The organism is Streptomyces lacaronensis, assembly GCF_047337785.1.
In the GTDB taxonomy this organism is placed as follows: domain Bacteria; phylum Actinomycetota; class Actinomycetes; order Streptomycetales; family Streptomycetaceae; genus Streptomyces; species Streptomyces lycopersici.
In genome coordinates this window covers 6,291,187-6,303,879 of the sequence record NZ_JBLHDK010000003.1, presented here as the reverse complement: position 1 = coordinate 6,303,879, position 12,693 = coordinate 6,291,187, and the positions used below count along the sequence as shown (strand labels likewise).

General features: G+C 70.4%; 8 protein-coding genes. 1 reads left to right on the top strand and 7 read right to left on the bottom strand.

The annotated features are described in order from the left end of the window. Positions 1–18: 18 nt before the first annotated feature. The 7 genes from topA to bldG all read right to left on the bottom strand — a co-directional run bounded on the left by topA (position 19) and on the right by bldG (position 10,174). The gene (gene topA, locus ACMTAK_RS27535) at positions 19–2,898 is read right to left on the bottom strand and encodes a type I DNA topoisomerase (protein WP_413808666.1); all 2,880 of its coding nucleotides are present in this window, start codon (positions 2,896–2,898) and stop codon (positions 19–21) included. 209 nt (positions 2,899–3,107) lie between these two features. Beyond that, positions 3,108–3,305: a hypothetical protein gene (locus tag ACMTAK_RS27530; RefSeq protein ID WP_210948624.1), complete on the bottom strand. Its 198-nt coding sequence runs from the start codon at positions 3,303–3,305 to the stop codon at positions 3,108–3,110. Positions 3,306–3,590: 285 nt separating this feature from the next. Next, positions 3,591–5,165 (bottom strand): DUF7059 domain-containing protein, encoded by a 1,575-nt coding sequence (locus ACMTAK_RS27525; RefSeq protein ID WP_413808665.1) that lies wholly within the window; start codon positions 5,163–5,165, stop codon positions 3,591–3,593. Positions 5,166–5,372: 207 nt separating this feature from the next. After that, entirely contained in the window at positions 5,373–5,945 is a 573-nt protein-coding gene (locus ACMTAK_RS27520) for a small secreted protein (protein ID WP_413808664.1), read from the bottom strand. Between the two features lie 238 nt (positions 5,946–6,183). After that, positions 6,184–8,622 carry a sodium-translocating pyrophosphatase gene (locus tag ACMTAK_RS27515; RefSeq protein WP_413808663.1) on the bottom strand — a complete coding sequence of 813 codons (2,439 nt, stop codon included), beginning with the start codon at positions 8,620–8,622 and terminating at the stop codon, positions 6,184–6,186. Positions 8,623–9,311: 689 nt separating this feature from the next. Further along, positions 9,312–9,740 (bottom strand): ATP-binding protein, encoded by a 429-nt coding sequence (locus tag ACMTAK_RS27510; protein WP_413808662.1) that lies wholly within the window; start codon positions 9,738–9,740, stop codon positions 9,312–9,314. 92 nt (positions 9,741–9,832) lie between these two features. Next, positions 9,833–10,174 carry an anti-sigma factor antagonist BldG gene (gene bldG, locus ACMTAK_RS27505; RefSeq protein ID WP_014061729.1) on the bottom strand — a complete coding sequence of 114 codons (342 nt, stop codon included), beginning with the start codon at positions 10,172–10,174 and terminating at the stop codon, positions 9,833–9,835. A gap of 54 nt (positions 10,175–10,228) precedes the next feature. Here bldG and ACMTAK_RS27500 point away from each other — a divergent pair, with 54 nt between their 5' ends. Next, a complete protein-coding gene (locus ACMTAK_RS27500; RefSeq protein ID WP_413808661.1) occupies positions 10,229–12,685 on the top strand; it encodes a DEAD/DEAH box helicase in 2,457 nt (818 codons plus the stop codon). Positions 12,686–12,693: the final 8 nt, after the last annotated feature.

The window sequence follows — 12,693 nt, the reverse complement described above, 5'->3', positions numbered from 1 at the left end:
CGCCCGCCGCCGGGCCGGCTACTCGGCGTTGGCCGACGACCTCTCGGCCGCCGTCTTCTTGGCGGCGGTCTTGGCGGTCGTCTTCTTGGCGGCCGTCTTCTTCGCGGTCGTCTTCGTCGCCGCGGTCTTCTTGGCGGCCGTCTTCTTAGCCGCCGTCTTCTTCGCAGTCGTCTTCGTCGCCGCGGTCTTCTTGGCCGCCGTCTTCTTGGCGGTCTTCTTGGCCGGACCCTTGGCGCGCTTCTCGGCGAGCAGCTCGAAGCCGCGCTCGGGCGTGATGGTCTCCACGTCGTCGTCGCGGCGCAGCGTCGCGTTGGTCTCGCCGTCCGTGACGTACGGACCGAAGCGGCCGTCCTTGACCACCACGGGCCGCTCGCTGACCGGGTCGGTGCCCAGCTCCTTCAGCGGCGGCTTGGCCGCGGCCCGGCCACGCTGCTTGGGCTGGGCGTAGATCGCCAGCGCCTCCTCGAGCGTGATGGCGAAGATCTGGTCCTCGGTCTCCAGCGACCGCGAGTCCGTGCCCTTCTTCAGGTACGGGCCGTAGCGGCCGTTCTGCGCGGTGATCTCCACGCCCTCGGGGTCGGTGCCGACCACACGCGGCAGCGACATCAGCTTGAGCGCGTCCTCCAGGGTCACCGTGTCCAGGGACATCGACTTCAGCAGGGAGGCCGTGCGCGGCTTGATGGCGTTCTTACCGCTCTTGGGGGTGTCCTCGGGGAGCACCTCGGTGACGTACGGGCCGTAGCGGCCGTCCTTGGCGACGATCATGCGACCGGTCTCGGGGTCGGGACCCAGCTCGAACTCGCCGCTCGGCTTGGCGAGCAGCTCCTCCGCGAGCTCCACGGTCAGCTCGTCCGGCGGCAGGTCGTCGGGGACGTCGGCGCGCTGACCGGTGCCGCCCTCGACCTCCGTCGGGCGCTCGACGTACGGCCCGTAGCGGCCGACGCGCAGCACGATGCCGTCGCCCACGGGGAAGGACGAGATCTCCCGGGCGTCGATCGCGCCCAGGTCGGTGACGAGCTCCTTGAGGCCGCCGAGGTGGTCGCCGTCGCCGTTCCCGGCCTCGGCGGCGCCGGCCTGGGCGGCGCCGGCCTGGGCGCCCTCGCCGAAGTAGAAGCGCTTCAGCCACGGCACGGCCTCGGCCTCGCCGCGTGCGATGCGGTCGAGGTCGTCCTCCATCCTGGCGGTGAAGTCGTAGTCGACCAGCCGGCCGAAGTGCTTCTCCAGCAGGTTGACCACGGCGAAGCTCAGGAAGGAGGGCACGAGCGCGGTGCCCTTCTTGAAGACGTAGCCGCGGTCGAGGATGGTGCCCAGGATCGTGGCGTAGGTCGACGGGCGGCCGATCTCGCGCTCTTCGAGCTCCTTGACCAGCGACGCCTCGGTGTAGCGGGCCGGGGGCTTGGTCGCGTGGCCGTCGGCGGTGATCTCCTCGGCGGTGAGCCGGTCGCCCTCGGTGACCTGCGGCAGCCGGCGCTCACGGTCGTCGAGCTCGGCGTTCGGGTCGTCGGCGCCCTCCACATAGGCCTTCATGAAGCCGTGGAAGGTGATCGTCTTACCGGAGGCGGAGAACTCGGCGTCCCGGCTGTCGCTCGCCTGCCCACCGATCTTGACGGTGACCGAGTTGCCGATCGCGTCCTTCATCTGGGAGGCGACGGTCCGCTTCCAGATCAGCTCATAGAGCCGGAACTGGTCGCCGGTGAGGCCGGTCTCCGCCGGGGTGCGGAAACGGTCTCCCGAGGGGCGGATGGCCTCGTGCGCCTCCTGGGCGTTCTTGACCTTGCCCGCGTAGGTGCGCGGCTTGTCGGGCAGGTAGTCGGCCCCGTACAGCTGGGTGACCTGCGCCCGGGCCGCGGCCACCGCGGTGTCCGACAGAACGGTGGAGTCCGTACGCATATAGGTGATGTAGCCGTTTTCGTACAGCTTCTGCGCGACCTGCATGGTGGCCTTGGCGCCGAAGCCCAGCTTGCGGCTGGCCTCCTGCTGCAGGGTCGTGGTGCGGAACGGCGCGTACGGCGAGCGGCGGTACGGCTTGGACTCGACCGAGCGCACCGTGAAGGGGGTGTCGGCGAGGGCCGTGGCCAGCGAGCGGGCGCCCGCCTCGTCCAGGTGGAGGACGTTGAGGCCCTCCTTGAGCTGCCCGAGCGAGGTGAAATCGCGCCCTTGGGCGACCCGGAGGCCGTTGACGGCCGTAAGGCGGGCACCGAAGGTGCCGGGGTCGCTGACGTCACCGGCCCGGCCGGTGGCAAAGGTGCCGGTGAGGTCCCAGTACTCGGCGGAGCGGAAGGCGATGCGATCGCGCTCGCGCTCGACGACGAGACGGGTGGCGACCGACTGGACCCGGCCCGCGGACAGGCCGCGCATGACCTTCTTCCACAGGACCGGCGAGACCTCGTAGCCGTAGAGGCGGTCGAGGATGCGGCGGGTCTCCTGGGCGTCGACCAAGCGCTGGTTCAGCTCGCGCGGGTTGGCCACGGCGGCCCGGATGGCGTCCTTGGTGATCTCGTGGAAGACCATCCGGCGCACCGGGACCTTGGGCTTGAGGACCTCCTGGAGGTGCCAGGCGATGGCCTCGCCCTCGCGGTCCTCATCGGTGGCCAGGAAGAGCTCGTCGGAGTCGGCGAGCAGCTCCTTGAGCTTCTTGACCTGGCTCTTCTTGTCCGAGTTGACCACATAGACGGGCTGGAAGTCGTGCTCGACGTCCACGCCGAGGCGACGGACCTCGCCGGTGTACTTGTCGGGGACCTCGGCCGCACCGTTCGGCAGGTCCCGGATGTGCCCGACGCTGGCCTCGACCACGTAGCCCGGGCCGAGGTAGCCCTTGATCGTCTTCGCCTTGGCAGGCGACTCGACGATGACGAGTCGGCGGCCGCCCTGTGCGGTCTCGCTGGTGGTCGGGGACAACTTCGCTCTTCTCTCCGGTCGACTCTCGGTGAACGGGCAGTGCCGCGTAGGTAACGCTCACGGCCTGCCTCTACGGTGACGCTGCGGAGTGTGACGGTACATCCCGCCCCCGTGTCAAACGGAAAAAGCCCGCAACGCCACTCGAACGGTAACCCGACAACCGTCCTGTCTGCCGCCCGGACCGGCACGAGGCAGCGTTGAAGGCCCTGTCAGGCGTAACCCAGGCACCAGATTCCGCCGCCCAGAGCGGCGATGCCGAAGAGAAGGGAGAGCACCGCGGAAGCGACAGGACTCACACCATGTGCGACGGGCACACGCAGCCTCAGGCGCGCCGCGGTCCACAGCAGCAGCGCGGCGCCGAACAACACGAATGCCGTTCCGGCGAAGATCGCAGGTCCGCTCTCCATGGCGGGAGCGTGGCACGCGCGGGAGGCATGAGCGCGAACCCCGGGTGAACAGCGCGCGTCGCCCCGCCGGGCCCCGTCCGCACCCGTCCCGGGACGGCCCCTCCGGCGCCCCCGGCGACAGCTTCCTGCCATACGGGGGCGCGAGAGGGGACGCTGTACCACCGGCGCACGCCCCCAGTACGCGCGCGGCGCGTTCCCATCCGGCCCCTATGGCCGTCGTGGCGTCCCTATGCCTTCATGACATCTCCATGCCGTATGCCGTACATCTCTCAATGCCGTATGCCGTCATGACACCTCTATGCCGTCGTCGCCCACCGCTCGCAGAAAGCCCTGCTCGACCAGGAGCCGGATCGACTCCGGGGTGCGGTCACGCAGCACCACCGGGTCCTCCCCGAGCAGCTGGGCGATGGCGTCCAGGATCCGGCCCGCGCTGAGTGTGCCGTCGCACACACCCGCGAAGCCCGCCCCGACCGTGTCCACCTTCGTCGCGCGCCGCATCCCCCGGTGCTGCCTGAGCACCACATGCTCGGGGTCCTCGGCCCCGGGCGGGCCCACCTGCTCCTGGACGACCTCGTCGGCCAGCCGGAAGCGGGCGGTCAGCAACGCGGCGTCGTCATGCGCGCGCAGGAAGTCCTGCCGGTCGAAGTGGGCCATGACCTCGGCCCCCAGCGGCTGCTCGACCGGATGGGGCCACTCCTCCACGGTCACCGAGGGCCGGTCGGCGCCGGACTTGCGCAGGGTGATCCAGCCGAAGCCGACGGCCGTGGTCTTCCGCGCCTCGAACTCGTCCAGCCACGCGTCGTAGCGCGCCGCGTACGCCTCGGGACCGGCCAGGTGCTCACCGGCGTCGCGCAGCCACAGCTCGGCGTACTGGGTGACGTCCTGCACCTCGCGCTGCACGATCCACGCGTCACAGCCGGGCGGGACCCAGGAGGCCAGCCGCTCGCGCCAGTCCTCACCCTCGACGTGCTGCCAGTTCGCGAGCAGCTGACACCAGCCGCCGTCGGCGAGATGCCCGGCGGACCGCTGGACGAGGGTGCGGCACAGATCGTCCCCGGACATCCCGCCCTCCCGGTAGACCAGCTCGCTGCCCTCCGGCGAGCGCGGGGAGATCACAAAGGGCGGGTTGGAGACGATCAGGTCGTACGTCTCGTCCAGGACCGGCTCGAACAGCGACCCCTCCCGCAGATCCGGCTCCGGCGCACCGGACAGGGCGAGGGTCAGCCGGGCGATGGCCAGGGCGCGCGGATTGCGGTCCGTGGCGGTCACGCGGGAGGCGTGGCGGCCCGCGTGCAGCGCCTGGATGCCGGAACCGGTGCCGAGGTCGAGGACCCGGTCCACGGGCGCGGGGACGGTGAGACCGGCGAGCGTGGTGGACGCGCCGCCGACCCCGAGGACGAGCCGGGAGCGGTCCTCACGGCCGCGCGCCCCGCCCGGGCCGCCGATCCCCGCCGCGCCGCCGACCGCGCAGCCCAGGTCGGAGACGATCCACCAGTCCTGGCCCTCGGGCCCGCCGTAAGGCCGTACGTCCACACTCGCGCGCACCTCGTCGCCGTCGCGCACCAGCCAGCCGTCGGAGAGGCAGTCCTCGGCGGGGAGGGCCGCGGCCGCCCGCCCGTACGCCACGGGTCGCTGCAGCAGAAAGAGCCGCACCAGGGTCTCCAGCGGGCCGCTCCCGCCCCGGGTGGCGCGCAGCGCCGGGACGGTCTCCCCGCGCGCCAGTGCCGTGTAGGCGGACGGGCCGAACAGGTCCAGCAGACCGTCGGCGGTGAAGGAGGCGGCCGACAGCGCCTCGCGAAGGCGGGCGGTGCGCTCGGGGTCGGCGGTGGGGAGGCGGAACGAGGGCTGGTGCGTACTCACGCCCCCATTGTCGGGGCAACCACCGACAGCGGGCGACGGCAGTCGGCATCAGGGCGACATCGCCCGCGCCGACCGGGGTGACGGGCCGACAAAGGACGCGCCAGAGGGCGGCATTGGCCCCAGGCGGCAGAACTCCGGGGCGGTCACGTAAGGACTACGGGGACCGCCCGGAAGGACTACGAGGGCCACGGAGACCCGCGAGGTCGGCTAGGACTGCGTCGTGGCGCCGCCGGCCGTCTTCGGCTTCTGGCAGCCGGGCTGCTTGGCCATCGCCGAGCCGACCTTGCCCTCCTGGAGCTTCCGCAGGGCCTGGTCACCCGACTTGCTGAGCTTGTCGAGCTCATCGGCGACGCCCGCGAGCCCCTGGGCGAACTTGGACTTGTCCGAGGTGTCGAGCTTGTCGATGGCCGACTTCAGCTTCGTGTACGACCCCGAGGTGGCGTTGAGCTCCTTGACCGCCTCCTTCTGGGTCTTGTCGCCGCTGTCCACGGGCGGCGGGCCCGCCTTGTTCACGGCCTTGGCGAGTGCCCCGTAGGACTCGGAGATCTCCTGGAACGCCTTGGAGTCCGTCTGCTGCAGCTTTTTGGAGTCCTGCTCGTCGGCGGCACCCTGGATCGCGGTGTTCGCGCCCTGGATCTTCTTCAGCTGAGGCTGCACCTCGTCACAGACCGACTTGGCCCAGTCGTTGACCTTCTTGTCGTCGTCGCCGCCCCCGCAGCCGGTCAGCGCCAGTACGAGTGCCGCACCGCCGGACAGTGCAGCCACAAGCTTCTTGTTCACCGGATTGGTCCCTTCCATGGCTCTCGGCCCCGGAACATACACGTCCATCCGGCGAAGCCCACCGGGAGAGCGTCCCGTATAAATATCTTTAGGAGCATTTGCACCACGCTCATTGTGGACATGGCCTCATCGAGCGGGTGGGGCACCGCGGACAGGGAAGCGGGCGGACGATGTGCCGTCGCACACCGCCCGCCCGCATGTCGCGGGGGCTTTCCCGGCGCCCTGGCCCCTTCCGGGGCTAGGACACCACCGCCGCGTCGGCTGACTTCGCCACGCGCTCGGAGTTGTCTTCGTCACCTACGGCGATTCCGCGCCGCTTGGAGATGTAGACGGCGGTCACGATGATCACGACGGCGATCGCCGCGACGACCGCGCGCAGCCCCGGGCTGGCGTTGTCCCCATAGGAGAACTTGACCACCGCGGGGGCGATCAGCAGCGCCACCAGGTTCATCACCTTCAGCAGCGGGTTGATCGCGGGACCGGCGGTGTCCTTGAAGGGATCCCCGACGGTGTCGCCGATCACCGTCGCGGCATGGGCCTCGCTCCCCTTGCCACCGTGGTGCCCGTCCTCGACCAGCTTCTTGGCGTTGTCCCAGGCGCCGCCGGAGTTGGCGAGGAAGACGGCCATCAGCGTGCCGGTGCCGATCGCGCCCGCCAGGAACGAGCCGAGCGCGCCGACCCCGAAGGTGAAGCCGACGGCGATCGGCGCCATGACGGCGAGCAGACCCGGTGTGGCCAGCTCGCGCAGCGCGTCCTTGGTGCAGATGTCGACGACCCGGCCGTACTCCGGCTTCTCGCTGTAGTTCATGATCCCGGGCTTCTCGCGGAACTGCCGCCGCACCTCGAAGACCACCGCACCGGCCGACCGCGACACCGCGCTGATCGCCAGCCCGGTGAAGAGGAAGACGACGGCGGCGCCGAGGACGAGGCCCACGAGGTTGTTGGGCTGCGAGATGTCCAGGTTCAGATTCATCTCCCCGGCCACGGAGGTGTGCACGTCGCTCACCGCCTCGGCGATGGCGTCGCGGTACGAGCCGAAGAGCGCGGCCGCCGCGAGCACCGCCGTGGCGATGGCGATGCCCTTGGTGATCGCCTTGGTGGTGTTGCCGACCGCGTCCAGGTCGGTGAGCACCTGCGCGCCCGCGCCCTCGACATCGCCGGACATCTCCGCGATGCCCTGCGCGTTGTCCGAGACCGGGCCGAAGGTGTCCATGGCGACGATCACGCCGACCGTGGTGAGCAGACCGGTACCGGCGAGCGCCACGGCGAACAGCGCCAGCATGATCGAACTGCCGCCGAGCAGGAAGGCGCCGTAGACACCCAGCCCGATCAGCACCGCCGAGTAGACGGCGGACTCCAGACCCAGCGAGATACCGGAGAGCACCACCGTGGCCGGGCCGGTCAGCGAGGTCTTGCCGACGTCCCGCACCGGACGCCGGGTGGTCTCGGTGAAGTAGCCCGTGAGCTGCTGGATGAGCGCGGCCAGCACGATGCCGATGGCGACCGCGACGAGCGCGAGCACCCGCGGGTCACCGCTGTGGCCGAGGATCTCGCGGTTGGTGACGCCGTCGAGGTCCGCGTAGCTGGACGGCAGATAGATGAAGACCGCGATCGCCACCAGCGCCATAGAGATCAGGGCGGAGATGAAGAAACCCCGGTTGATCGCGCTCATCCCGCTGCGGTCGGAGCGGCGCGGGGCCACGGCGAAGATCCCGATCATGGCGGTGACCACGCCGATGGCCGGGACGAGCAGCGGGAAGGCCAGCCCGGAGTCGCCGAAGGCCGTCTTACCGAGGATCAGCGCGGCCACCAGGGTGACGGCGTACGACTCGAAGAGGTCGGCGGCCATACCGGCGCAGTCCCCGACGTTGTCGCCAACGTTGTCCGCGATGGTCGCGGCGTTGCGCGGATCGTCCTCGGGGATGCCCTTCTCGACCTTGCCGACGAGGTCGGCGCCGACGTCGGCGGCCTTGGTGAAGATGCCACCGCCGACCCTCATGAACATCGCGATCAGCGCGGCGCCGAGCCCGAAGCCCTCCAGCACCTTGGGCGCGTCGGCCGCGTAGACCAGCACCACGCAGGAGGCGCCCAGCAGTCCGAGGCCCACGGTGAACATGCCCACCACACCGCCGGTACGGAATGCGATCTTCATTGCCTTGTGCGAGACGGCCGTGAGATCCGCGCTCGCCTTACCGGGCGAGGAAGCGGCCGAATCGCCATTGACGGGTGTGGTGGGGGGCTCGGGGGTGGCCTCACGGGCGGCGGCGGCGACGCGCACATTGCTGCGCACCGCGAGCCACATCCCGATATAGCCGGTCGCGGCCGAGAACGCCGCACCGATCAGAAAGAACACCGAACGCCCGATGCGCTGCGGCCAGTCGTCCGCCGGCAACAGCATGAGCAGGAAGAACACCACCACGGCGAATCCACCGAGGGTGCGCAGCTGCCGGGCCAGATAGGCATTGGCGCCTTCCTGAACGGCTTCGGCGATCTTCTTCATACTGTCCGTGCCCTCGCCGGCCGCGAGGACTTGTCGTACCAGCACCACCGCGACCGCGAGCGCCGCGATCGCGACGGCGGCGATCACCAGCACGATCACACGGTTGTCGTCGGTCAGCTCTGCGGCGGCCAGGGTTGGGGTGAGGTCCAGCTGATGAGGGGTGAGAGGCCCCGCCATTCGTCCTCCTTGACGTTTGGCACATGGGCGCGCAGCAGTTCTGCGACCGCAGAAGAGCCGCCGCGCTCAGGCGTCCTGAGCTCGAGATGTGGACGGATTGTAGGGAGCGTCACACGATCAAAACAGGGCGCCGGAATGGGAATTCCCCCGCACCAGCGAAGATCAATAGGTTTGGCGGTACGAATTCCTTCGGAAGAAGGAAGGTCGACAATTCGGTGACGGATGTAAAGTGATCGCCATAAATGATCTATATGGACGATCTTAATAGCGATCTTGCGACAATCGCGCGGCACTGAGAAAAGCGCTGTTCAGAGCGTAGGCCCGAGACCGAAAAAGCGCGCGCCGAGAGATGCGCTGTGGGGTGCGCCGGGGTGCGCCAGGACGATGCCGCCGAGCGGGCGCGGGCACGCCGACAGCCGGACCGGCGATCTTGAAACGGCCGGTCCGGCGGTCCGGAAAACCGGGCGATGGATGACGGGCAGATGCCCCTCGATGGGCTCGATTCGGCGGCCAGGGCGAGTCAGCCCCGCGCCGGGCCCCGGGGCGGGGCAAGAGGCCCGGCCCACTGCGGGCAAGGCCCGAACCGGCGACGACATGCCCCGACCCGGTACGGGCCGAACCTCCAACGGACGGACCAGGCCACCAAACGCCTTTGGCTCGGGCCAGGCCACCAAAGGCCTTGGCTCGGGCTAGGACACCAGAGGCTGGGGCGATGTCGGCCAGCTCATCCGGATCACTCCACCGGTCTCGCTGGTCGTCACCTCGACATCGTCGACGAGCCCGCTGATGACGGCGAGACCCATCTCGTCCTCGCCCTCGGCCTCGTCGTCCGCCTCCGGATGGGAGCCGGGTGCCAGGGCGGCCGAGGTCGGGGATTCGTCACCGACCTCGATGGAGAACTTCTTCTCCTCATCGGTCAGGATCACCCGCACCGGTGCCTCCACCCCATTGCTCAGGTGGAGCCCGACCGCACGTGTGCAGGCCTCGCCGACCGCGAGCCGCACCTCGTCGAGCACGGCCTCATCCACCCCCGCCCGGCGCGCCACGGCCGCCGCGACAAGACGAGCGGTCCTGACGTGCTCGGGCAGCGCGCTGAAGCGGAGTTCGACGGTGGCCATGCCATCCCCCTCGGGCGTATGGGCGTGCGTATGGGGAGGGCCGGGCGAGCGCCGCCCGGAACCCCCTTCTGTGTCTTCCTTCGGCGATCTTGTCAGTCGGTCGCCGCGACAGCGTCCTCGACCGAGGTGTGAATCGGGAACACCTTGGTCAGGCCGGTGATGCGGAAGATCTTCAGAATGCGCTCCTGGTTGCAGACCAGGCGCAGCGAGCCCTCGTGGGCCCGCACTCGCTTGAGCCCGCCGACGAGCACGCCGAGTCCGGTGGAGTCGAGAAAGTCGACGCCCTCCATGTCGACGACCAAGTGGTAGTTGCCGTCGTTGACAAGCTCGACCAGCTGCTCGCGCAGCTTGGGCGCGGTGTATACATCAATCTCGCCACCGACCTCGACGACCGTGCGGTCATCGACGGTCCGGGTCGACAGGGACAGGTCCACGGATCCTCCAGCACCTTGCATCGAGCGGTCGCCCCCCATGGATCGGCAGCCGCGATGGCATTCAATCACTTACCAGCAGGCGTGCACGACGCCTTGAGACCATTGTCCGTCAGACCAGTGACACACTCGGTGTCGATGGCCGACAACCAAATCCCGCGGCAGGCGGGCATACGCCCCTCACCCCGGGCCGTCCTCGGTCGGCTGAGCACCGGGGCGAGCCGGAGCACGCGCATCACTCATACGGAGCACTTGCCCCCACGCCCGGGAACCCATGCCGACTGGCCCTCGGCGATCCGGCCAGAGGTGATCAACGCCATTCGCGCGGTCGGCATCGAGCGCCCCTGGGCCCACCAGGCGCGCACGGCCGAACACGCGCTGCGCGGCGAATCCGCGGTCGTGGCCACCGGAACCGCCTCCGGCAAGTCCCTCGCCTATCTGGCCCCCGTCCTCAGCGCCCTGCTGGACGGCTCGGAGGAGCCCAGCGGCCGGGGGGCGACCGCCCTGTACCTCTCCCCCACCAAGGCGCTGGCCGCCGATCAGCGGCGCGCGGTAGCCGACCTCACCGCCCCGCTGGGCTCCGGCATCCGGGCGGCGGTCTACGACGGCGACACTCCCGTCGAGGAGCGCGAGTGGGTCCGGCAGTACGCGAACTACGTGCTCACCAACCCTGACATGCTCCACCGGGGCATCCTGCCCGGCCACCCCAGATGGTCCTCCTTTCTGCGCGCACTGCGCTATGTGGTGATCGACGAGTGCCACACCTACCGGGGGGTCTTCGGCTCCCATGTGGCCCAGGTGCTGCGCAGGCTGCGCCGCGTCTGCGCCCGCTACGGCTCCTCGCCGGTGTTCCTGCTCGCCTCGGCCACCGCCTCCGATCCGGCGGTCGCCGCGTGCCGGCTGACCGGCGTGCCGGTGGCGGAGATCACCGAGGACGGCTCGCCCCGCGGCGAGGTCGTCTTCGCCCTCTGGGAGCCGCCGCTGACCGAACTCCACGGCGAGCAGGGCGCCCCCGTGCGCCGCACGGCCACGGCCGAGTCCGCGGACCTGCTCACCGACCTGGCCGTCCAGGGCGTCCGTACGGTCACCTTCGTGCGCTCCCGGCGGGGCGCGGAGCTCATCGCGCTTATCGCCCAGGAGCGGCTCGCGGAGGTGGACCGCTCGCTGCCGGACCGGATCGCCGCCTATCGCGGCGGCTATCTCCCCGAGGAGCGCCGCGCCCTGGAGAAGGCCCTGCACTCCGGTGAGCTGCTGGGGCTCGCCGCGACCACCGCACTTGAGCTGGGGATGGACATCGCAGGGCTGGACGCCGTGGTCGTGGCGGGCTATCCCGGCACCCGCGCGTCCCTGTGGCAGCAAGCGGGGCGGGCCGGGCGCACCGGCGAAGGGGCCCTCGCGATCCTGGTGGCCCGGGACGACCCGCTGGACACCTACCTCGTCCACCACCCGGACGCCCTCTTCCGGCAACCGGTGGAGTCCACCGTCCTGGACCCGGACAACCCCTACGTCCTGGCGCCGCACCTGTGCGCGGCCGCGGCCGAGCTTCCGCTCACCGAACCCGACCTGGAGCTCTTCGGCCCCGCCACCGAGGAGCTGATGCCGCAGCTGGAGCAGCGCAAACTGCTGCGCCGCCGGGCGAAGGCCTGGCACTGGACCCGCCGCGAGCGCGCCGCCGACCTCACCGACATCCGCGGGACGGGCGGCAGCCCGGTCCAGGTCGTGGAGGCGGCGACCGGACGGCTGCTGGGCACCGTGGACGCCGCGGCGGCCCACACCACCGTCCACGAGGGCGCCGTCCACCTCCACCAGGGCCGGAGCTATCTCGTCAAACAGCTCGACCTCGACGACTCGGTCGCCCTGGTGGAGGAGGCCACTCCGCCCTACTCGACCACGGCCCGCGACACCACGGCGATCTCCATCCTGGAGACCACCACCGAGATCCCCTGGGGCGACGCGAGGCTGTGCTTCGGCTCCGTCGAGGTCACCAACCAGGTGGTCTCCTTTCTGCGCCGCAAGCTGATCACCGGTGAGGTCCTCGGCGAGTCCAAGCTGGACCTTCCGCCGCGCACCCTGCGCACCCGGGCGGTGTGGTGGACGGTGACCGACGACCAGCTCGAGGAGGCTCGGGTGCACCCCCAGGCCCTCGGCGGCGCCCTGCACGCCGCCGAGCACGCCTCGATCGGCATCCTGCCGCTCTTCGCCACCTGTGACCGCTGGGACATCGGCGGGGTGTCCATCCCGCTGCACCCCGACACGCTGCTGCCCACCGTCTTCGTCTACGACGGGCACCCGGGTGGTGCGGGCTTCGCCGAGCGCGCCTTCCACACGGCCGCCCGCTGGCTGGCGGCCACCCGCGAGGCGATCGCCGTCTGCGAGTGCGAGGCGGGATGCCCGTCCTGCATCCAGTCGCCCAAGTGCGGCAACGGCAACGACCCGCTGGACAAGAAGGCCGCCATCCGCCTGCTGACCACCCTGCTCGCCGGCGCCCCGGAGCAGCCGCCGACCGCCGAGTGACCGCTCCC